Source organism: Stenotrophomonas sp. GD03794, assembly GCF_029842145.1.
Classification (GTDB): Bacteria; Pseudomonadota; Gammaproteobacteria; order Xanthomonadales; family Xanthomonadaceae; genus Stenotrophomonas; species Stenotrophomonas riyadhensis.
Genome location: NZ_JAOCFV010000007.1, coordinates 123839 through 145845 on the forward strand (window position 1 = coordinate 123839; position 22007 = coordinate 145845).

Genomic DNA, 22007 nt, shown 5'->3' on the forward strand with positions numbered 1-22007 from the left:
TCCGTATGGGGGCTGAAACGGCTTGCGGAGTAGACGTGTCAATCGGCTGCTTCTTCGATGGAACTCGTAATCACAGGCTGGCATCGAAGAAGCGTAAGGACATGAGCGAGAGCAACGTGTCTCGACTCTTCGACGTCTATGATCTAGAACGAGCCAAAGGAGTTGGCCGTCGGCCAACCAATTTTGCGAGCTACATCCAAGGCGTCGGCACAGAGGCTCTGAAAGAAATTGGCGACACCGGCACCGGCTGGCATGCACGTGCTGGTGCGGCGGCCGGCTGGGGCGGCGAGGGGCGGGTGAATTGGATGCTGATGCAGGTTCAGGATCACCTCCTCGATCATTTCGCGGGTACCACTGTCACCAAAGCAATGGGCTTCGATTCCACAGTCCCTGTCGCGCGCAAGATGAGTGCCGATCTCCGCTTGCAGCTGCAGGACGTAGAGCGCCTGGCGCAGGCGGCGCGGATGTCGCTGTCCAACTACCTGGCGGTCAACCAAGGGCAGGAGGAAATCGATCTTCGCAACTCGCTCAGTGGTGGCTTCTGGAACATGGTCGGCGCGTTGCAACGGGTGCGCGGAACTCATCTGGCAGTCGCCGATCATACTTCTCGCCGCGCGGTGTTACAGGAGCGTCGTGCCTTTCTGGCGAAGAAGGTAGCCCCGTTCCAAGTGCAGAATCCCCGGGTGGATCGCATCCGTGTATCGGTGTTCGGGTTCTCGCGCGGCGCCACTGAGGCGCGCGTATTCTGCAACTGGCTCGGCGATGCCTGTGACCCTGGTCCCGGGCCGCTGCGGCTGTGTGGCATTCCCGTGCAGATCGATTTCATGGGGCTGTTCGATACGGTGGCGTCGGTCGGTGCTGCGCACAGCTTCTTTGAGTTGGTATTCGATGGTCACGGCGGCTGCGCGGAAGCCGAAGACCTGCGCAACCCCGCCGATGTGCGCCGCTGTGTCCATATGGTCGCCGCACATGATGTGCGTGACTCGTTCCCGGTGGACCTGGTGGATGGCGGGAACTGCGGGCAGATCATCTACCACAGCCGTAGCCAAGGGGGCGTTTGAATGAAGGGCGTTGAGCGAATGGCGGTGGTGAAGAAGGTGTTTGTCAGGATTGCTCTGATCGGGCTGGCGTTATGTGCCTTTGCTGGCCTGGTGCTCAAATTCATGAATTTCAGAATTGGCCCACCACCGCCCGGTCCTCCGAAGCAACGCATTATTGAGCCCGACACTGGTCATGACATTACTGATGCTCCACCGGAGATGTCATTGACAATTGGCGTGTCAAACTACTCGGATGACGGGTTGGGGACGGTTTACATCAACAACGCTTGGGCGGGTGGAATGGAGCCACGAGCGAGTGGGAATGCTGCAACCTGCTGCGTGACTCTGCCTCGTCTCTGGCATCCTGGACTGAAGGTGACGGTGGCCTACCGCACTAGCAGCATGTTTATCAAGGATCCCCGTAGCTATGTTGAGCGGGATGTTCCTGTGGCACGGTATCGACCTTTTCTTGATGGCTTCATCTATTTCATGTACTTCCCGAACGATCAAGTTAGGGTGGTTGCAACACCCTATTTTCCAGGCTATCCAAAGTTTGCCTACGACATTGATCACGCGGAGCTTGAGCGTGATCCTGAAAGGATTTCTCGATTTCTCATTGAGTCGGATGGAGAGGAATAGCAATAATGAGAGTAAGTTCTTCGGCGCCGTTGGGCGAGGATTCAATAGGTCTTAGTGTGCGTGAGAAGGCTCGATGTGCTGGATCATCGGTTGGCATGATTTCACCATGTGGCATTGATATCTTTATCGGCTGCTTCTTCGACGGCACGCGTAACCACCGTTTGGACTCGTTAAGGCGCGGCGACTTCACTCAGTCCAATGTTTCACGTTTATTCGATGTATTTGATCGAGGGATTTTGCCGGGCACAGGAGTTCGCCGCAGCCAGTTTTCTAGCTACATTCAGGGCGTAGGCACTGAGGCGCTAAAGGAGATTGGCGACACCGGCACTGGCTGGCACGCTCGTGCTGGCGCGGCAGCCGGCTGGGGCGGCGAGGGACGCGTGAACTGGATGCTGATGCAGGTCCAGGACCATCTTCTGACTCATTTCGCAGAATCTACGGTGACAAAGGCGATGGGCTTCGACTCTGCCGTCCCTGTCGCGCGGAAAATGAGCGCCGATCTCCGCCTGAGCCTTCAGGACGTGGAGCGTCTGGCGCAGGCAGCACGAATGCCGCTTTCCAACTATCTGGCTGTCAACCAGGGCGAGAAAGAGCTCGACCTGCGCAACTCGCTCAGCGGCGGCTTCTGGAATATGGTCGGCGCGTTGCAGCGGGTGCGTGGCACCCATCTCGCGCGTGCCGATCACACGGCGCGCCGTGCGGTGTTGCAGGAACGGCGCGCCTTTCTGGAAAAGAAGGTGGCTCCATTCCAGAGACAGAATCCCCGGGTGGACCGCATCCGCATCTCGGTATTCGGCTTCTCGCGTGGCGCGACTGAGGCGCGCGTGTTCTGCAACTGGCTCGGCGACGCCTGTGACCCCGGTCCGGGGCCGCTGCGCCTGTGTGGCATTCCCGTGCAGATCGATTTCGTGGGCTTGTTCGATACGGTCGCTTCGGTAGGTGCCGCGCAGAGCTTCTTTGAGTCGGTGTTCGACGGCCACGGTGGTTGGGCGTCGGCCGAAGACCTGCGCATTCCCGCCGATGTGCGCCGCTGCGTGCATATGGTGGCCGCGCATGAAGTACGCGGCTCGTTCCCGGTGGATCTGGTGGATGGCGCGAACTGCGAGCAGATCATCTACCCCGGGGTGCATTCGGATGTGGGCGGCGGCTACACGCCCGGTGAGCAGGGGCGTTCGCCGAAGGACGCCGACAAGCTTTCACAGATTCCGCTGTGCGACATGTATCGGCATGCGCTGGCGGCAGGCGTGCCGCTGTTGCCCATCGAGAAGGCACGAGTGGAATTGCAGAGCCAGTTCGAGATTTCCCCGAAACTGCGCCAGCACTACAACGCCTATCTGCAGGCGATGGCGCCGTTCCTGCCGGCTGTGAATCCCGCATCCAGAGCCAATCGCACGGCGGCGCTGATGTATGCGCACTACCGCCAGTATCTGTTGTGGCGGCGCCAGCATCTGGACGACTTCGCCGCGCTGCCGGGTTTCCAGGGTGCGTCGGCGCAGGACCGCGCGGACCTGCGTGGTGGCAACACCGAGCTGGCCCAGGAGGTATGGGGCATGCGCTACAACAACGCTACGCGGCGAGTGCGCAGCACCGTTGTCACCTCGCACCACGGCATGGCTACGCCGCCCCCGTACAACAGCATTCCGGCGTTTGATTTCGTGCAGGCAAAGCTGCGTGGCCAGAAGGAACAGCAGTGGCTGGATGGGCATATCGAGCAGATCTGGGAATCGCAGCAGGCACCACCGCAGGCTGTGGCAACGTTTCTAGATGGCTATGTGCACGACTCGCGGGCTTGGTTCAAGCCGTTCGGGTTGGACGATGACGAGTGGCTGCATGTGCAGCAGCGGGAACGCGATTCCTACCGGCAGCGGATGCAGGAGTTGGATGCGATCGAGCTGGCCCACCGGCAGGAGCGGGAGCGCATGCAACGGGCCGGGCAGCTGTTCCAGCCACGGGTGCCGCTGGCGATGTCGGTACAGGAACTGGAGGAGCTGACAGCCTGGCGCGAGCATCCGGAGAACTATGAGGAAGTACTGCAGCTGACTGGCCGCGAGTATTACTGGCAGTGGGGCTATCTGCGCTGGCGCACCTGTTATCTCAATCCACCCGGTGTGGCGATTGCGGAGGCGTCGGCGCGCAGGGGGCAGGGCGTAAAGGATGCTGCCGCTTAGCCATCGCGCGGATTGTCGTAACCGGCGCGCGGTTGGCCGCCGCGACGGTCCAGCATCGCGGCCCATAGCGACACCTGCGTGATGCGTGCCGCGGCATGGACGTGCTGTGCCGCACGAATCGGCGCGCCCGCGCGCCGCTTGGGATTTCCCCTACAGAACTGACTTTCTTCGGGTGGCCTGATGGCTGAGCCGGGGCGGGTGCCCTGGCCGGGATTGGCGTCCTGAAATCAACACAATAATCAACAAGCTCCTAGGGTCTTGGCCCGTCGTGGAGAATGCACCGCATGCCTTGCTTTGGCGGGCGGTGTGTGGGGACTCGCAAGTGTCCGCCGGAGTCTTTTGTTGATTGTTGTGATCCGGTACGCCAACCCGCACCGTCCGCCACCTCGCCTTTGCGGGTGGCTCGCCGTCTGCGAGGAACCTCATGTCCGCACGCCCCGTGTTTCCCCATCTTTCCGCTCTCATCGGCGACGCCGTCAACCGGCTGCCCGCCGAAGCGGCCGAGCGGCTCGAAACCCTGCTCGATGATCCCGAAGATCTGCTGCCCACCCTGCTGGCCCGCATGGATGGCCGCGACGGTGCCGATGGCCAGCGGCTGGAAGCAGAGGGCCTCAGCCCGGCGCAGGCCGCAACCCGGGCTGGTCTCGGTCGTACGTTGGCGGGTCTGGACGTGCTGGTCCAGGTACTGCACGCTGCCGCCGCCGCGCGTGAACAGGGCGGCGCCCACCAGCAGCTCAGCCCGGATGTGGTCGATGGCCTGCTGCTGGGCGCCCGCGAGCTGGTCCGCCACGCGCGTCAACAGGTGGGGTAGGTCCGTACATATGCGGAATGCCATCTGTGATCGCAGCCGAGCATGGGCTCGGCTCTACAGCAGATCCCCAGATCCCGGCCACGCGTGGATACGCTTTGGTAGTGCCGGCCGCTGGCCGGCAACCCGGCCTCAGCCCGCAGCCAACCCCAGGTACCGCGCATGCAGCTGCTCCACCTGCGCCTGCAGGTCTTCCGGCTGCCCATCATTGACCACCACGTCATCCGCCAGTGCCAGCCGCTGCGCCCGGCTGGCCTGCGCAGCAATCATCCGGTCGGCCAGCGCGGCGTCGATGCCGTCGCGTTGCATCAGCCGGGCATGCTGCACGGCCTCGGGGGCATCCACCAGCAGCACCCGGTCCAGCCAAGGGTAAGCCTTTCGCCCACCGACCTCGGTCAGCAGCGGAATGGCGGCAATCGCATAGGCGCTGGTGGCCTGCTCGCACTGCTGTTGCATCAGCAGGCGGATGGCCGGGTGGGTGATGGCTTCCAATGCTGTCCGCTCCGCCGGGTCGGCGAACACGTGGGCGCGCAGGCGGGCCCGGTCCAGGCTGCCATCAGCCAGCAGCATGTCGGCGCCGAAGCGCTCGGCAATGCGGGCCAGCGCCGGGCTGCCGGCGGCCACTACGGCGCGGGCAGCCAGGTCGGCATCGGCCACCACGATGCCCAGCGCCTCGAAGCGCCGGGTCACCTCACTCTTGCCCGAGGCGATGCCACCGGTCAGGCCAACCACATAGCGGCTCATGGGGACTCCCCTCAGCGCAGCCCGCTCATCACCAGATACTGCTCCACCAGTGGCGCACCCCACATGAAGTACAGCCAGCCGGCAACGGCCAGGTACGGCCCAAACGGGATGGGCGTGGCGCGGTCACGGCCCCGGCTGTACAGCCAGATCGAGCCGATGATGGCGCCCAGCACCGAGGACAGCAGGATGATCGGCAGGATGCCCTTCAGCCCGCACCAGGCGCCGAGTGCCGCCAGCAGCTTGAAGTCGCCGTGGCCCATGCCTTCCTTGCCGGTCAGCTGCTTGAACAGCCACCAGACCGTCCATAGCGACAGGTAGCCCACTGCCGCGCCCACCAGGGCGGGCTTGGCCGGCATGTACAGGTTGTCGATGCTGCCTATCAGCCCCAGCCACATCAGCGGCAGGGTCAATTGGTCGGGCAGCAGCTGGGTGCGCAGGTCGATGCCGGACAGGGCGATCAGGAAGCAGGTCAGCACGATGGCGCCGAAGCCCTGCCAGCCGAAGCCGAACTGCCAGACGCAGGCCAGCACCAGCACCGAGGTCAGGGCCTCCACCAGCGGGTACTGCAGCGAGATCGGCGCCTTGCAGTGGCGGCACTTGCCGCCCTGGATGATCCAGCTGAACAGCGGGATGTTTTCGTACCAGCTCAGCTTGTGCTTGCAGTGTGGGCAGTGCGACGGCTCAACCACGATCCCTGGTGGGGGTGGTTCATAGAAGTCCGGTTCCTCCAGGACCTCGCGCGCATCGCGCTTCCACTGCCACTCCAGCCGCTTGGGCAGCCGCAGGATGACGACGTTCAGGAAACTGCCCAGCAGCAGTCCCAGGGCGGCCGCGGCGGGGTAGCCGAGGCCGGGGTGCTGGTCGAGAAATGCCATTGATACCTTTAGCCGACGACGGCGCCGAGTTTGAAGATGGGCAGGTACATGCCGATGACAATGCCGCCTACGATGGTGCCAATGAATACCATGATCATCGGTTCCAGCAGGCTGCTCAGAGCATCCACAGTATTGTTGACTTCCTGCTCATAATACTCGGCTACCTTGAACAGCATGGCATCCAGGGCGCCGGCCTCCTCGCCGATGCCGGTCATCTGGATGACCATGTGCGGGAACAGGTTGGTCTGCTTCATGGCCATGTTGACCGGATAGCCGACCGAGACATCGTCGCGCATGCGCAGCACGGATTCCTCATAGACCTTGTTGCCAGTGGCGCCGGCCACGATGCCCAGCGCCTCCACCAGCGGTACGCCGGCCTTGAAGGTCACGGCGGTGGTACGGGCGAAACGGGCGATCGAACTGTTGTGCATCAGCTGGCCGATCACCGGGACCTTCAGGATCAGGCGATCAAACGAGTGCTGCATCGAGGGTGAGCGCTTGTAAGCCATCAGGAGTCCGACGCTGCCACCTACAAGGATGATCAGAAGCAGCCACCACCAGGACAGCATGAGGCGGGATGCTGCCACGATCATCTGAGTGAACGCGGGGAGTTCCGCGCCGAAGCTCTGGAAGACCTCCTCGAACTGCGGGACGACGAACATCAGCAGGATTGCAGATACGACAAAGGCCACCACGACGACCATCGCCGGATAGAACAGGGCTTTTTTGATCTTGCCCTTGAGGGCTTCCATGTTCTCTTTGTAGGTAGCGACCGTGTCCAGTACGGTTTCCAGTACACCGGCGCCCTCGCCGGCACGCACCAGATTCCGGTAGAGCTCGTCGAACTGCACAGGATGCTTGCTGATGGCCTCATGCAGCGAAGAGCCGCCCTCGATATCCGCGCGGACGCTCTCAACCATCTTCTTCATGCGGGGGTTCTTGTGCCCGCTGCCGATGATCTCCAGTGCTGAAACAATCGGCACGCCTGACTTCATCATGGTCGCCATCTGGCGGCTGAAGAAGGCAATGTCCTTGGGCTTGATCGGCTTCCCCGCCGCACCGAACAGCGGCTTGGGCTTGGACTTGACCTGGCCGGGATTGATCCCCTGACGGCGCAGCTCGGCGCGCAGCAGGTTGGCGTTCTTTGCCAGCTGCTCGCCCTTCATCTTCACGCCCCGCTTGTCGGTCCCCTCCCAGACAAACGGCTGCAAGTCCATGGTGGCGCGCGCCACCGGCTCTTTCTTGATCGCACTGCGACTGACAGACATGTTGGCTCCCCAAGGCCCGCCATCCCCAGGCGGGCAACTAGCTGTTGATGGTAGCGGGTTCAGGGCCATCTGGGCAGTTGGCGGGCGGCTCAGTGTGCGAATTCGTGGCAGGGGGCGACCAAAGGTGACGTACTGCGTCACATTGCCGCGTCCATCGCAGATTCGCATGCGGGGGGTTCCCATCCGCGAAATTGCTGCCATCATGGGCGCGGGGAAATCCAGGGGGAGGCGTGCCGGGGTTGGCACGCAACCTGCGTTGATCCACCCGCAGGGGCAGGTCCCGCTCAACCGGCCAATGGTCGGACCGATCCTGTCCGCTGACATCAACCACCACTTATCTTGGGGATGTACCAAATGAAGAACCAGAAGGGCTTCACCCTTATCGAACTGATGATCGTTGTCGCGATCATCGCCATCCTGGCCGCCATTGCGCTGCCGGCTTACCAGGACTACACCGTGCGCGCCCGCGTCTCGGAAGGCCTGACCCTCGCTTCGGCCGCCAAGACCATCGTCGCCGAAAATGCCAGCAACGGCGCTGCCGACCTGGGCCAGGGCTATGCATTCGACGTCACGAAGGCTGACACCAAGAATGTGAAGACGATCGCGGTCACCAAGGAAACCGGCGTCATCACTGTTGGCATGCAGGACAACGCCAAGGCTGTGAGCTTCACCCTGACCCCGATGAGCGGTGGTGCTGCCCTCGCTGCGGGCAGTGTTCCGGGTGACGTGATCACCTGGAAGTGCGAAGTCGCCAACGCTGCCAACAACAAGTACGTTCCGTCGGAATGCCGTAAGGGTTCGTGACGAATGACTACTGTGTGAGCTGAATTGCTCGCACAGTGGAAGAGGGTCCTTTGCCGCTGGTGAGGGGCCCTTTTTTTTTCTGCTTGCATGGGGAAAGCAAGCGGGCATCCTCAAGGGGGAGAGGAATGAACAAGGGGTTTACATTGATTGAGCTGATGGTGGTGGTTGCCATCATCTCGATTCTGACTGCATTGGCGATTCCTGCGTATCAGGACTACACCATCCGTGCCCGTGTCGCCGAGGCCTTGGTCGGGGTCGGGTCATACAAGTCGCTGGTTGCCGAGAACGTTGCGGCGCAAGCCAAGCTGACTTCTTCGGCCTGTGACAACATGGCGGGTATCGGTGGAAAGACGACCAATGTCGAGGCGATTGAGTGCGAGGGAAATGGAGTGCTCAAGGTCACCACGACCGAACGGGCGGGTGCGATCGAGCTACTGTTGACTCCAACGTTGGGAGGCGATTCCGCAATCAGTTGGAGTTGCTCGATCAGGGCCGGTGAGCAACAGCGTGTTCCTGCCGAATGCCGAGGCTGAGTCAGTTGTTGGCTCAGTCACACTCCCACTGATCTGGCAGCGCTATCATGTTCGCGGGAGTAGGGGCCGTGCCTGTTGGAGAAGATGATCTTCGATAGGCCGCATTGCTGAAGGACTGGCATCGTCGTCGATCATCAGGCATCGACGGGCTCTGCTGCCCTGTGCTGCGCCCTTGGAAGGTGCGTAGCACTGTCAGACCACGAGCAAGGATCCCTATGAACGCCGTAACCACCGCCAATCTCGTCGGCATCACCGGCCTGGCCCGTCGCCTGGTCCAGGATGGTGCGCTGGACGAGGCTTCCGCCCGCGATGCCATGGCCAAGGCTGCCGCCGCCCGGCAGCCGCTGCCGACCTGGTTCGCGCAGAACAAGGTGGTTGGGGCAGCCCAGCTGGCAGCCGCCAACGCGGTCGAGTTCGGCATGCCGCTGTTCGACGTGTCCACGTTCGACGCCAGCCAGAACGCCATGAGCCTGGTCAGCGAGGAGCTGCTGCGGAAACACAATGTGCTGCCGCTGTTCAAGCGCGGCGGCAAGCTGTTCGTCGGCACCAGCAACCCGACCCACTCGCTGGATGAGATCAAGTTCCACACCAACCTGGTGGTGGAGCCGATCATCGTCGATGAGGACCAGATCCGCCGGACGCTGGAGCAGTGGCACGCCAGCCATGACACCCTCGGCGACGCCCTGGGCGGCGACGACGAGGGCATGGGAAACCTGGAAGTCGCGGCTGGCGACGAGGACCTGGGGGCCGGTGGCGACTCCGGCATCGACGCCAAGGGTGACGACACCCCGGTGGTGAAGTTCGTCAACAAGGTGCTGGTGGATGCGATCCGCAAGGGCGCTTCGGACATTCACTTCGAACCCTACGAAGACGATTACCGGGTGCGCCTGCGCATCGACGGCCTGCTGAAGATGGTGGCGCGCGCGCCGGTGAAATTGAACCAGCGCATTGCCGCGCGCCTGAAGGTGATGGCGCAGCTGGATATCGCCGAGAAGCGCGTGCCGCAGGACGGTCGCATCAAGCTGAACCTGTCCAAGTCCAAGCAGATCGACTTCCGCGTCAGCACGCTGCCGACCCTGTTCGGCGAGAAGGTGGTGCTGCGTATCCTCGATGGCAGCGCGGCCAAGCTGGGCATCGACAAGCTGGGCTACGAGCCGGACCAGCAGAAGCTGTTCCTGGAAGCCATCCACAAGCCCTACGGCATGGTGCTGGTGACTGGCCCGACCGGTTCGGGCAAGACGGTGTCGCTGTATACCGCGCTGGGCATCCTCAACGATGAGACGCGCAACATCTCCACCGCCGAAGACCCGGTGGAAATCCGCCTGCCCGGCGTCAACCAGGTGCAGCAGAACAACAAGCGTGGCATGACCTTCGCGGCGGCGCTGCGCTCGTTCCTGCGACAGGATCCGGACATCATCATGGTCGGCGAAATCCGCGACCTGGAGACGGCCGAGATTGCGATCAAGGCGGCGCAGACCGGCCACATGGTGCTGTCCACCCTGCATACCAACGATGCGCCGCAGACCATCGCGCGACTGATGAACATGGGTATTGCGCCCTACAACATCACCAGCTCGGTGACGCTGGTGATCGCCCAGCGCCTGGCGCGCCGGCTGTGCGGCAACTGCAAGAAGCCTTCCGATCTTCCCGCGCACGCGTTGCTGGCCGAGGGCTTCACCCAGGCGCAGTTGGATGCAGGCGTGCAGTTGTACGAGGCGGTGGGCTGCGACGAGTGCACCGAAGGCTACAAGGGCCGTACCGGCCTTTACCAGGTGATGCCGATGACCGATGAGATCGCCACCATCGTGCTGGCTGGCGGTAATGCGCTGCAGATTGCCGAGGCAGCGCAGCAGATCGGGGTGAATGATCTGCGCCAATCCGCGCTGAAGAAGGCGGCGGCGGGCATCACCAGCCTGGCCGAGATCAATCGCGTTACCAAGGATTGAGGTAGATCCACGCCATGCGTGGATGACGCGATGCATGAGGTTGCCGGCCAGCGGCCGGCACTACCACGTTGGTGGGGCCGCGTCGGGTCAGAGCCCTTTCCTTTGGAAAGGGATCCGACCCGGCCCTTACTCCATCCCCAGCTTCTTCAGCTTGTAGCGCAGCGCACGGAAGGTAATTCCCAGCTGCGCGGCGGTGCGGGTCTTGTTCCAGCGGTTCTCTTCCAGCGCGCGCTGGATGGCGCTGCGTTCCAGCTGCTCGATGTACGAGGGCAGGGCGGCGCTGCCAGGCTGCAGGTCCACCACCGCTTCGGCGTGCGCTGCGCTGCCGGGCGCGCGCGGGGCGTGCTGCGGCAGGCGCAGGTCGTCGGCGCCGATGCAGTCTTCCTCGGCCAGGGCCAGCGCACGCTCCAGGATGTTCTCCAGTTCGCGCACGTTGCCGGGGAAGGCGTACTGCGCCAGCGCCTCCAGTGCCGAGGGTGCCAGCAGCGGGGTGGCGCGGCCGTGGCTGCGGGCCAGGCGTGCCAGTACCGCGGCGGCCAGTTCCGGCAGGTCCTGGCGGCGCTCGCGCAGCGGTGGCACCTTCAGTTCAATCACGTTGATGCGGTAGTACAGGTCGTGGCGGAAGCGCCCGTCCTCGACCAGCTCGGCCAGATCCTTGTGGGTGGCCGAGAGGATGCGCACGTCCACCGGCTCCTCATTCGCCGCACCGACCGCACGCACCGACTTCTCCTGGATCGCGCGCAGCAGCTTCACCTGCATCTGCAGCGGCAGCTCGGCCACTTCGTCCAGGAACAGGGTGCCGCCGTGCGCAGCCTGGAACAGGCCGGGCTTGTCGGCATGCGCACCGCTGAAGCTGCCCTTGCGGTGGCCGAAGAATTCGCTCTCCATCAGCTCGCCGGGAATGGCACCGCAGTTGACCGGCACGAACGGGCCGGCCGCACGTGCGCCCTGGGCGTGGATGGTGCGTGCCACCAGTTCCTTGCCCACGCCCGATTCGCCGAGGATGTAGACCGGTGCCTGGCTGCGCGCGACCTTGCCGATGGTGGTGCGCAGCACGTCCATGGCCGGCGAAGCACCCAGCAGGCGTGCGCCTTGTTCGGCAGCAGGGCCGGGCGCGGGGCGTTCGGCGTTGTTGAGTTCCAGTGCGTGCTTGACCAGGCCGCGCAGCACCGAGATGTCCACCGGCTTGCTGACGAAGTCGAAGGCGCCGGCTTTCAGCGCCTCCACCGCCAGGTCCATGCTGCCGAACGCGGTGATCATCGCCACCGGCGTGCGCGGGTAGTGCTGGGCGATCTCGCTGACCAGCTCGATACCGTTGCCATCCGGCAGCCGCATGTCGGTGATGCACAGGTCGTACGGATTGCTGGCCAGCAGCTCGCGCGCTTCGGCCAGGTTGGCGGCGGTACTGATGCGCAGCCCCATGCGGCCGAGGGTCAGTACCAGCAGTTCGCGGATGTCGCGTTCATCGTCGACGACGAGGGCGCTGCGGGTTTCGTTCATGGGCGTGAAAGATAAACGAGGGGGCTGGAAGCGACAAATGTTTGACGCACAGAATCGGAATCAGGTGGGCAGCAGCGTGTGCGGGCCGGGCAGCACCAGGCGGAAGCAGGAGCCACCGGCGGGCACCGGGATGTAGTCGAGGCGGGCCTGGTTGGCCCGGCACAGCTCGCGGGCGATGTACAGGCCCAGGCCGGTACCGTGCTCCGAGGTGGTGAAGAACGGGCGGAACAACTGCGCCGCCACGGTCTCGGGAATACCGGGGCCGCGATCCATCACGTCAATCACTGCGCTGCGTTCGTGCTGCGCCACGCGCAGGCGCACGCGGGCCGGCTGCTGGCCGATGCGGCCGTATTTCAGGGCGTTGTGCACCAGTACGGTCAGCACCTGGTAGAGGTGTTTCGTGTCGACCTGGGCCATCACCGAGATCTCGCTGATGATCGGTTCGATGCTGTCGGTCTCCAGCGTCTGGCCCTGCTTGTACTCCAGCACGAAGCGGCGCACGAAGGCGACCAGGTCCACGTTCTCGGGCGTGGCGCGTTCGCGACGGGCCAGGCCCAGCACGCTCTCGACGATGCCGTTGGTGCGCTGGCACTGCTGGCGGATGATCTGCAGCAGGCGGCGGTCGCTCTCGTTGAAACCGGTGCCTTCCTCGAGCAGCTGCACGGCGTAGTTGATCGCCGCCAGCGGGTTGCGGATCTCGTGGGCGAGGCTGGCCGAGAAGCGGCCCATCGCCGACAGGGTGAGCGATTCGGCGCGGCGTGAGACCACGCTGGAATCGTCCAGGAACACCAGCGAGAGCTCGCTGCCGGCCAGCAGGCGGGCGAAGCGCGGTTGCACTTCCGGTTGGTCGGGGTTGAGCTGCAGCGGCAGTTCGTCCTGGGCCCAGCCGTTGCGCCAGCGCTGCAGGCGGCGCGCCAGTTCCGGCGCGGCGCTGGCCAGGTCCAGGCGTCCCGTCTCACCGATGCCGTCGTTGTCGCCGAGCAGCATCGACGCGGCTTCGTTGGCCAGGGTGATGCGGTTGTCGGCGTCCACCACCAGCACGCCGGTACGCATGCGCCGGATGATCAGTTCGTTGATCTGGAACAGGTTGGCCACTTCGTCGCCGCGCTGGTTGGCCAGCTGCTGGTTGCGACGGGCGCGGCTGCCCACCTGGTAGCTGATGAAGGCCAGTGCCAGGTAGCTGGTGGCGAACATGGCCAGTTCGGCCAGGGTACGGGTGGGGTCGCCGCCTTCCAGCAGCTTCCAGGTGTACTCGACACCCGTGGCGAGGCTGGCGGCCAACGCCAGGCCCAGGCCCAGGCTGAGCGGCAGCAGGGTGGCGGCAGCGGCGATGTTGAACAGCAGCGACATCGAGATGCCGGCACTGGCACCGGGCAGCGCGTGTGACAGCAGGGTGGCGGCGACGATGTCCACCATCACCCCGGTGACCACGATCGGGCGCAGCCAGCGTTCGTTGCGGCCGATCACCAGGGCCAGCAGCGACAACGCCAGATAGATGACCGCAACCACATCGGCCAGCCGTGGGTGATGGGCTTCGCCGACCATGGCCGACAAGGGGCTGTAGAGCAGGGCGGCGATGACCGAGGCGATCAGCACTCGGTACAGCGCGAAGAAGTACAGCTCACGCCGCGGGATCGATTCGATGCGGTCGATCAATGAAGCACTGGGTGACACGCCGGAACTCCCCTTCTGGCTGCCTGGGTCTGGAATCTGCGACAGGCCTGCCCGGCGTCCCCTGAAGCCGGGCGGGCATGTCGCTTCGAAGTGGCCCGCGGTGGAAGCCGTCGAGCACCCCCGACTCTACACACCCTGGTTGACCAGTATAGGGCCCCCGCACAGGTGCCGCCGGAGCGCCCTGGATCGCGCATTTGGCCCGCCATGGATACCGGTGGGCAACGGCGGCCTCGACGCAACTGCCTGAATGACGGTGGAAATCTGGCCGGGTCTGGCGTTTTGTACAGACTTCTTTGCGCCCCGGCGCCGGCTCGGCCACAATAGTGGGCCCGCCGCGGTCCATGCCGGCGCCCCGCCGGGGCCCTGAGGAATTGCGTGCGGTCGTTCCTATTCCCACGGTGACGCATGAATTTCCACGAATACCAGTCAAAACAACTGCTTGCCGAGTACGGCATCCCGGTCCCGGCCGGCAAGGTCGCTGCGACCCCGGACGAAGCTGTTGCCGCTGCCAACTCCCTGGGCCAGGGCCCCTGGATGGTCAAGGCGCAGATCCACGCTGGCGGCCGCGGCAAGGCTGGCGGCGTCAAGTTCTGCAAGACCACCGACGACGTGAAGGCCGCTGCGGCCAAGATGCTCGGCACCAAGATGGCCACCTACCAGACCGCTGGCGTTGAACTGCCGGTCAACCTGGTGCTGGTGACCACTGCCGGTGAAATCGTCAAGGAACTGTACCTGTCGGTGCTGGTCGACCGTGGCACCAAGACCATCACCTACATCGCTTCTTCGGAAGGCGGCGTGGAGATCGAGCAGGTCGCGGCTGAAACCCCGGAGCTGATCCACTCGCTGAACGTCGACTTCGTCGAAGGCGTGCAGGGTTACCACGGCCGTGATTTCGGCTTCAAGCTGGGCCTGACCGCCAAGCAGGCCGGCCAGTTCGCCAGCATCATGGTGAACCTGTACCGCCTGTTCAACGAAAAGGACCTGGCGCTGGTTGAAATCAACCCGCTGGCCATCCTGGATGACGGCAACCTGTACGCGCTGGACGGCAAGTTCGACAGCGACGACAACGCCGCGTTCCGCCAGAAGGCCCTGGTCGCCATGCGCGACAAGACCCAGGAAGATCCGACCGAAGTGATCGCTTCGGAGCTGGACATCAACTACGTCACCATGGACGGCAACATCGGCTGCATGGTGAACGGCGCCGGCCTGGCCATGGCCACCATGGACGTCATCAAGCTCAACGGCGGCGAGCCGGCGAACTTCCTGGACGTGGGCGGCGGTGCCAACAAGCAGCGCGTCATCGAAGCGTTCAAGCTGATCCTGTCCTCGGACAAGGTTGAAGGCATCTTCGTCAACATCTTCGGCGGCATCGTCCGCTGCGACATGATTGCCGAAGGCATCATCGCCGCCGTGAAGGAAGTGGGCGTCAAGGTTCCGGTCGTGGTGCGCCTGGAAGGCACCAACGTGGAAGAAGGCAAGCAGCTGCTGCGCGACAGTGGCATGGCCATCATCCCGGCTGACAACATCAACGATGGCGCCAAGAAGATCGTTGAAGCTGTCAAGAACGCTGCCTGATCCGACACCAAGGAATTCCCATGTCTGTTTTGATTAACAAGAACACCAAGGTGATCGTGCAGGGCTTCACCGGCCAGCAGGGCACCTTCCACGCCACTCAGATGATCGAGTACGGCACCCAGGTTGTTGGCGGCGTGACCCCGGGCAAGGGTGGCACCACCCATATCGACCTGCCGGTCTTCAACACCGTTGCCGACGCCGTGCAGAGCACCGGCGCCAACGCTTCGGTCATCTACGTGCCGCCGCCGTACGCGGCCGACGCGATCCTGGAAGCCGCTGCTGCCGGCATCAAGGTCATCGTCTGCATCACCGAAGGCATCCCGGTGCTGGACATGCTGCGCGTCAAGAACGTGCTGACCCGCTCGCATCCGGACACCGTGCTGATCGGGCCGAACTGCCCGGGCGTCATCACCCCGGGTGAGTGCAAGATCGGCATCATGCCGGGCCACATCCACCAGCCGGGCAAGATCGGCATCGTGTCGCGTTCGGGCACCCTGACCTATGAAGCGGTCAAGCAGACCACTGAAGTCGGCCTGGGCCAGTCCACCTGCATCGGCATCGGCGGTGACCCGATCAACGGCCTGAACTTCGTCGACTGCCTGAAGCTGTTCAACGAAGACCCGCAGACCGAAGGCATCATCATGGTTGGCGAAATCGGCGGCGACGCTGAAGAAGCCGGCGCCGAGTACATCAAGAACCACGTGAAGAAGCCGGTCGTCGGCTTCATCGCCGGTGCGTCGGCTCCGGCCGGCAAGCGCATGGGCCACGCCGGTGCGATCGCCTCGGGCGGCAAGGGCACTGCTGAAGGCAAGTTCGCCGCGATGGAAGCTGCCGGTGTTGTCACCGTCCGCTCGCCGGGCGACCTGGGCGCTGCCATCGCCAAGCTGGTGAAATAAGATCGACTGCCTCCGGCAGACGATTCTGTAGAGCCGGCCGCTGGCCGGCTGCTTGAAACAGAAAGGCCGCCTCCGGGCGGCCTTTCCTGTTCTGCGGGTGGCACGCTATGGTGGCCATTATTCGACCATGGCCTGCATCTGCGGCCTGATCAGGTCGCGGTATCGAGCGCTGCGGATCAGCAGTTCTTCGTGCGACCCGGTGGCGGCGACCGCACCTTCATCGATGAGTACGATTCGATCGGCGGCAAGAATGGTCTGCAACCGGTGTGCGACGATGAGCGTGGTCGGCCCCGTGCCCGTTCCGAAAACATGGTCATGTACCGCCTGTTCGGCGTGTGAATCGAGCGCCGATGTCGGCTCGTCGAGCAGCAGGATATCGGCCCGCTTCAACAGTGCGCGCGCAATGGCTACCCGTTGCTGCTGGCCGCCTGACAATCGGGCTCCGCGTTCGCCCAAGGGCTCATCGTAGCCAGCGGGCAATTCATTGATGAAGGCATCTGCGCCTGAAGACACTGCTGCGTTCCTGACATCCTCGTCGGTAGCATCGAGCTTGCCGTATCGGATGTTCTCAAGCACGGATCGGCCGAAAATCGCCGGCGCCTGCGAGATCGTGCCGATAGCGTTGCGGATGCTTGCAGGCTGGAACGTGGAGATATCGTGGCCGTCGATGAAGATGGCGCCCGCCCGCACGGGATGCAGGCGCAGAAGCAGCGACAGCAGCGTACTCTTGCCCGCGCCGGATGCGCCCACGATGGCGACCTTTTCCCCCTTCGCAATGTCCAGGTTCAAGCGTCGCAGGACGGGCCTGTCGGGCGCAGCGGCATACCAGAAATCGACATTCTCGAATCGGATGCATCCCTGCAGAGCCTGCACCAGCCTGGTTTCCTGCGCCTCATGGTGTGGCAGGTCACCAAATGCGGTGATGCGATCAGTCGCTCCGGCGGAGCGCTGCAGCGCGCCCCATGTGTCCAGAAGCGCGGCGGCGGCCATGCCGCACATCACGGCATACATGGCGAACTGTCCCAGCTGGCCCGCCGAGAGCGTCCGGTCCATGACCTTGTGGGTGCCTGTCCATAACACAGCGGTGATGCCCAGCAGCATGACGATCAATGACAATGCCGTCAGCACAGACTGCCAGGTCGTGCGCCGACGAGCTCCGCTGACGCTGGCATCGAGCGTCGCCGCATGGCGCTCTGTCTCGAAGGGTTCGCGGGCGAAATCCTTCACCGCCCTGATATGGCCCAGCGCTTCCGCCGCAACGACGCGCGATTGCGCAAGCAGATCATTGTAGTCGCGCGCGCTGGCCCGCAGGTGCTTGGAGCCCACGGCGATGGGAACCGATGCAAACGGGATGGCGGCGATCGTCAGCAGCGCCAGGCCAGGGTCGGTAATGAACAACATGGTGACCGCACCGGCCAGCATGATTCCGCTGCGTATTGCCACAGAGAAGCTGACCCCGATGGCTATCCGCAGGTGCTCGATATCCGAGGTCAATCGTGAAAGCAGTTCCGTTGATGGCTGCTGCTGATGGAATTCCAGCGGCTGGACGAGCAATCGTGAGAACAGCTGCCCCCGCAGGTCATTGGTGACTTCGTCAGCGAGGCGATTGATGAAGTAGACCCGCATTGCCGTGGCCACGCCAATCGCCACTGAGATCAAGGCAAGTGTCAGGAAGATGTTGTCGATCTTCTCCAGGCTGTTCAGGTCCAGGCCGCGGTTGCCCCTTGCGGCGATGGGAACGGCAAGGGCGAACGTGGTTGCAACCACGATGCTGGTCAGTGCACCCGCCAGGAGTGGCAGGTGGTTGCGCGAAAGACTCGCCAGCAGCCGGAGGGTACGTGCCACCGGCATGGCCTTCTCGAGGGCTTTATTCACACCCGGCGCTCCTGTCAGTTCCAGTTGCTGGAGCAAGCACCATGGCGATGGCTAGTTCATGCACTTGCGCTGCTCCATCGTCCTGATGATGGCCTCGGCACTGCCGGGGTTTGATGCAAGCGCCTGCCGCAGTTCTGCGCACGCCATCCTCCGCCCCATGCGTGCATACCTTCCCATCCATGAGTTGTCTTCGACGCTCACCTGCAATGTGGGCTCGCGCGCCGGAAAGGCGGCCTGGGCCGGTCTTGTCAGGGAGGGGCGCTTGAACGAGATATCATCTGGACGAATGGCAAGGTCGAGCGGTGCGGGGGCAACAGCCATCGCAGGTCCAGGTGCTTCATCGACCACGTCCAGCGTGGGCCTGCGGGGCGCCGCAGATGCAACTGGCAGCGCCGGGCCAGCAGTCCTGCCGGTCCCTCCCAATGCCCGGGGCATGGCAGCGGGAACGGGCGCCCGCGCGAGAGGGCGCTCGATGAACACGAGCGATACCCTCGTTTCATCATCCCCGGCGTTTACAGGTGACCTGCCGGCGACCTGGCACAGCAGGATCAGCAAGGTCAGTTGTGCTGCCGATGCCAGGAAAAGCGCCGATAGTCGATCCACTCGAGGCGACATCGGTCGGTCACTGCGGGAGGGCGTTCAAGGTGACTCGACCTCGTATCCGCGCTGGCGCAGCGCATCGATGTATCCGTCGTTGCCGGACAGGTCGGCGATGGGAAGCACCGCGAGCGTCGTCGTGTTGGTCTGCAGTGCCTTGTCTGCGGCCGCAAGCCATTTCTCCCTTACGACCGTGCGGATGTCGGGCATGCCAAAAGCACGGGCTGCGGGCGCGTTGCTGAGCGAGTCCGTGCAAAGTTCATCCCGTTTCGAGGTCAGGGATACGTCGATCCGGGCGGTCTCGCCCGTAGACCATGCATTTGCGTTGGTTACCAGGCGATCCATGCCGGATTCGACAAGATCCATGGTTGCCACCAGGCAGGCGCTGTCGTCGATCGACGTTGACCTGACTGCCTTGAGCATCTGCGCGGCGTTCTGGCGCGAGAGCTTGAGCGTATATCGAGGTGTGTGCAGTCCGATGCCGCGCGCCTTCACTTCGGCGACGATGACGGGAGCGACCACCCCCTTGCTGCTCAGGCCACGCTGGGCCATCACCGCCGACATCAGCTCGTCCGCCGCGGCAAGCGGGCGCTTGCCTTCGAGGTTGCTGCGGCCAGCGAGGTACGTGTCGCGCAGATTCTGCCAGCGCGCGTATACATCCGGTGCCAGGATGTCTTTGAGTTGCGCATTGCCAGGATTGTTCTGTGCCTTCATGTAGCTGTAGCCAAGCGACAGCTTGCCGAGCCAGCCGGTGTCGACGTCTACGGTGAAGGATGGCTCCCACAGCACGGCTTGAGCCTCGGCAATCACCTCTCGCACCGCTGCCGAATCCCATGTGATCGAGGATGGCACCGGCTTGAGCGTGCCCAGGATCCAGAGTGTGTGCTCGCCACGCGAGACTCTCCAGAGTCCGGGACCCGGCGCAACCCCGGACACCACGACGGTATCAAGGGTGCGCAATGGGGGCTCGGTGGCATCTACTGCGGCGGCGCAGTTGATGCCCGCCGCGGAAAGCGCCAATGCAATGAGGAGCACAAGACGTGATTTCTGTTTCAGCATGTGGGTGCCGTTGCGTCTCTTCTCAGGTCAATTACTGCGGTAGGGGCGAGCATGTCGGGGTCGCGGGCCAGCAGCCCGGCCACGCGCGCCACATCGGACCTCGGCACCTCAAGATGAGGGCCGTTCTGGGCGATGTGTTGCCGTACGTTCTGCCAGTAGATCAGCTGGTGCTGCATGTGGTGTTCATAGAAGGCGAAGAGCCCGCGCATGACGCGGTAGTCGTCTGCAAGCAGCCTGCGTTCGGACTGGCCCTGTGCTGCAGGTGCCGGCTCAGCGCACGGCGGTGCGAAAACGCTCCTGAAGCCCAGGCCCGACGCGACGGGGGTGGAGATCATCGGGACGATCAGCGCATCGGTTCTGCGGGACAATGCGGCGGTGCCGAGCATGATGCTCATCGAGCGCTTGCAGAAGCTGATGGGGTACGTGGCGTTCTCGTCCTTGAAAACGTCCGGCAGGATGAAGACGGCTGCGCCTGCCCTCAGTTCACGGATGGCTGTTGCCAGGCCTTTGCGGGTGTCATGGACGAAACCAACACCGTTGTCCTCGTTCCAGAACCAGCCGTTGAGCCTGTCGAAGATTTCGTTGCCTGGATGGGTTTCCGGGTTTCCATAGAACAGGAAGGTTTTCCGCTCGTGCCGTAAACGCTCCGCCAGCATGATGATCGACAGAATGTAGTGGGCATGGTGCGGCACTGCGATCAGAAGCCCGCGTGGCGTACGTGCCAGTTCATCGAATGCGCTGTAGTCCGTTCGGTCGGCGCGACTGAGCAGGGACAGGAACTCGGTCCGGTTCCCACGCCGCAGAACGTTGGCAACGAACAGCTTCTGCAGGTACCAGTAGTAGTATTCGCCAAATCTCGTGTTTCCCGATTCGGCGCAGGCAACACGCAGGTAGTGCTCGTCGTCGTCGGTCAGAGGGGTCTTGATGATCGACTCGATCCAGGCAATCCGCCGATCAAGGCGGCGCAAGGGACGGGCAAGTTGAGTCAACAATTGCGGAATCAGCATGCAAGCTTTCCCTGTCGATCAACGACATCGCCTTCAAGCGTATCGATCGCTTCCATCAAGGCGTCGAGTTCGGCATCGATACTGTCGGGTTGGTACTGTGCCAGCAGTGCGGATCGGAACATCCTGATCTTTCTGCGCGCGTTGTATGTCCTGATCGCCGGCCTGCGCAGTGACTGTTGTTCGCGCAGCAACCATTGATCCCCCAGGCTGCTGCACTGGTGAAGATGGTCGATGATCCCGTGCAGGATCGCGCTGCTGTCGGCCGAATGGGCCTCGATCGTGGAATAGCCCTGTATGCCCCAGAACGACAGTGCATAGCCGTAGCGCTGATTGAGGATCATTTCGAGCGGCGAGACGTAGATGTCCTCGCGCGAGGTCCGAATCAGCAGGGTTGCTTCGTGTGCTGAGACAAGCTGGTCCGAGAAAATGACGAGTGCTGGTCGCTGGCCGGACTGCGCCAGCCGAACCATGCCGCTTGCGCTCAACCCAGGGCTGTTCTCGTTACACACAACGCGTAGGCGCCCTGCATCTGCGAGCTGGCTGCTTCTGGTCAAGACTGCACGCGTGGATGGCAGGACCAGCGCAAGCGCGTTGGTGCCAGCGTGGTCACTGCCTGCATAGGCATGGAGGCTCCGCTCGAACTCCTCCGGTGCGTTGAATCCATCCATGGAATGTGCTCTCGATAATGAAGAGGGCGAAGGCAACCGCCTTCGCCCTCGATCTGCGTCAGTTGATGCCCGGGTCGATTTCCGGCACGCAGTCATTGCCGTTGCTGCCGCAACAGTCCGAGCAGAACAGTGCTACCGCACCATTCCTCACCACTTCAAATGCGGTGCCAATCGACGTTGCGTCTTCGGCCCTCTGCAGCATCCCAGCTTCAAAGCCTGCGACATCCAATGCCATAGAACTCATCCTGATTCTCCATTCCAATTGGATACAGCGATCAATAGCCGGACCGAATTGGCCGGCCAATCTGGACACAACGTCCAAATTCCTTTT

General features: G+C 63.3%; 20 protein-coding genes. 9 read left to right on the forward strand and 11 right to left on the reverse strand.

All coding sequences use genetic code 11. The features are described from left to right. Positions 1 to 101: 101 nt before the first annotated feature. From N5D91_RS06380 to N5D91_RS06395, 4 genes are all read left to right on the forward strand, one after another. Entirely contained in the window at positions 102 to 1061 is a 960-nt protein-coding gene (locus N5D91_RS06380; protein ID WP_343203045.1) for a DUF2235 domain-containing protein, read from the forward strand. Next, entirely contained in the window at positions 1062 to 1679 is a 618-nt protein-coding gene (locus N5D91_RS06385; protein ID WP_110713364.1) for a DUF3304 domain-containing protein, read from the forward strand. Positions 1680 to 1774: 95 nt separating this feature from the next. Beyond that, positions 1775 to 3847: a DUF2235 domain-containing protein gene (locus N5D91_RS06390; protein WP_180854232.1), complete on the forward strand. Its 2073-nt coding sequence runs from the start codon at positions 1775 to 1777 to the stop codon at positions 3845 to 3847. A gap of 424 nt (positions 3848 to 4271) precedes the next feature. Next, positions 4272 to 4658 carry a hypothetical protein gene (locus N5D91_RS06395; protein WP_153855675.1) on the forward strand — a complete coding sequence of 129 codons (387 nt, stop codon included), beginning with the start codon at positions 4272 to 4274 and terminating at the stop codon, positions 4656 to 4658. A 129-nt stretch (positions 4659 to 4787) separates the two neighbouring features. Here the strand turns inward: N5D91_RS06395 and coaE are convergent, their stop codons facing one another. Genes coaE through N5D91_RS06410 form a run of 3 tightly spaced genes read right to left on the reverse strand, consistent with a single transcriptional unit; the run spans position 4788 to position 7542 of the window. Then, positions 4788 to 5399, reverse strand: a complete 612-nt coding sequence (gene coaE / locus N5D91_RS06400; RefSeq protein ID WP_110713359.1) for a dephospho-CoA kinase — start codon at positions 5397 to 5399, stop codon at positions 4788 to 4790. 11 nt (positions 5400 to 5410) lie between these two features. Beyond that, positions 5411 to 6274 carry an A24 family peptidase gene (locus tag N5D91_RS06405; RefSeq protein WP_010481503.1) on the reverse strand — a complete coding sequence of 288 codons (864 nt, stop codon included), beginning with the start codon at positions 6272 to 6274 and terminating at the stop codon, positions 5411 to 5413. An 8-nt stretch (positions 6275 to 6282) separates the two neighbouring features. After that, on the reverse strand, positions 6283 to 7542 hold the full coding sequence (locus tag N5D91_RS06410; RefSeq protein WP_180854231.1) for a type II secretion system F family protein: 1260 nt from the start codon (positions 7540 to 7542) through the stop codon (positions 6283 to 6285). A gap of 354 nt (positions 7543 to 7896) precedes the next feature. Between N5D91_RS06410 and N5D91_RS06415 the strand changes: the two genes are divergently transcribed. The 3 genes from N5D91_RS06415 (at position 7897) to pilB (ending at position 10825) form a co-directional block, all read left to right on the forward strand. Beyond that, positions 7897 to 8346, forward strand: coding sequence for a pilin (locus N5D91_RS06415; RefSeq protein ID WP_153855678.1), 450 nt, complete (start codon positions 7897 to 7899; stop codon positions 8344 to 8346). Positions 8347 to 8471: 125 nt separating this feature from the next. Next, the gene (locus tag N5D91_RS06420) at positions 8472 to 8879 is read left to right on the forward strand and encodes a pilin (protein ID WP_180854230.1); all 408 of its coding nucleotides are present in this window, start codon (positions 8472 to 8474) and stop codon (positions 8877 to 8879) included. A gap of 215 nt (positions 8880 to 9094) precedes the next feature. Then, positions 9095 to 10825, forward strand: a complete 1731-nt coding sequence (gene pilB / locus N5D91_RS06425; RefSeq protein WP_153855680.1) for a type IV-A pilus assembly ATPase PilB — start codon at positions 9095 to 9097, stop codon at positions 10823 to 10825. Positions 10826 to 10951: 126 nt separating this feature from the next. On the opposite strand, the gene N5D91_RS06430 is transcribed toward pilB, so the two are convergent. Next, on the reverse strand, positions 10952 to 12325 hold the full coding sequence (locus N5D91_RS06430) for a sigma-54 dependent transcriptional regulator (protein WP_110713353.1): 1374 nt from the start codon (positions 12323 to 12325) through the stop codon (positions 10952 to 10954). Between the two features lie 60 nt (positions 12326 to 12385). Next, positions 12386 to 13999 (reverse strand): ATP-binding protein, encoded by a 1614-nt coding sequence (locus N5D91_RS06435; RefSeq protein WP_164162034.1) that lies wholly within the window; start codon positions 13997 to 13999, stop codon positions 12386 to 12388. A 405-nt stretch (positions 14000 to 14404) separates the two neighbouring features. On the opposite strand from N5D91_RS06435, the gene sucC reads away from it, so the two are divergent. Together sucC and sucD are read left to right on the forward strand one after the other, a co-directional pair. Beyond that, on the forward strand, positions 14405 to 15574 hold the full coding sequence (sucC, locus tag N5D91_RS06440) for an ADP-forming succinate--CoA ligase subunit beta (RefSeq protein WP_004154430.1): 1170 nt from the start codon (positions 14405 to 14407) through the stop codon (positions 15572 to 15574). Between the two features lie 20 nt (positions 15575 to 15594). Continuing rightward, positions 15595 to 16470: a succinate--CoA ligase subunit alpha gene (sucD, locus tag N5D91_RS06445; RefSeq protein WP_005410793.1), complete on the forward strand. Its 876-nt coding sequence runs from the start codon at positions 15595 to 15597 to the stop codon at positions 16468 to 16470. A gap of 117 nt (positions 16471 to 16587) precedes the next feature. Here sucD and N5D91_RS06450 read toward each other — a convergent pair whose 3' ends face one another. The 6 genes from N5D91_RS06450 to N5D91_RS06475 all read right to left on the reverse strand — a co-directional run. Beyond that, positions 16588 to 18345, reverse strand: coding sequence for an ABC transporter transmembrane domain-containing protein (locus N5D91_RS06450; protein ID WP_180846435.1), 1758 nt, complete (start codon positions 18343 to 18345; stop codon positions 16588 to 16590). A gap of 51 nt (positions 18346 to 18396) precedes the next feature. Continuing rightward, a complete protein-coding gene (locus N5D91_RS06455; RefSeq protein WP_110713349.1) occupies positions 18397 to 18666 on the reverse strand; it encodes a hypothetical protein in 270 nt (89 codons plus the stop codon). A 318-nt stretch (positions 18667 to 18984) separates the two neighbouring features. Then, complete coding sequence (locus N5D91_RS06460; RefSeq protein WP_180854229.1) at positions 18985 to 20001, reverse strand: TraB/GumN family protein; 1017 nt, start codon at positions 19999 to 20001, stop codon at positions 18985 to 18987. Continuing rightward, positions 19995 to 21008: a hypothetical protein gene (locus N5D91_RS06465; protein ID WP_049447473.1), complete on the reverse strand. Its 1014-nt coding sequence runs from the start codon at positions 21006 to 21008 to the stop codon at positions 19995 to 19997. Before N5D91_RS06465 ends, N5D91_RS06460 begins: the two co-directional genes overlap by 7 nt. Then, on the reverse strand, positions 21002 to 21676 hold the full coding sequence (locus N5D91_RS06470; protein WP_180854228.1) for a hypothetical protein: 675 nt from the start codon (positions 21674 to 21676) through the stop codon (positions 21002 to 21004). Before N5D91_RS06470 ends, N5D91_RS06465 begins: the two co-directional genes overlap by 7 nt. Before the next feature lie 58 nt (positions 21677 to 21734). Then, positions 21735 to 22007: hypothetical protein (locus tag N5D91_RS06475; RefSeq protein ID WP_279907094.1), on the reverse strand; the 273-nt coding region annotated here is incomplete at its 5' end.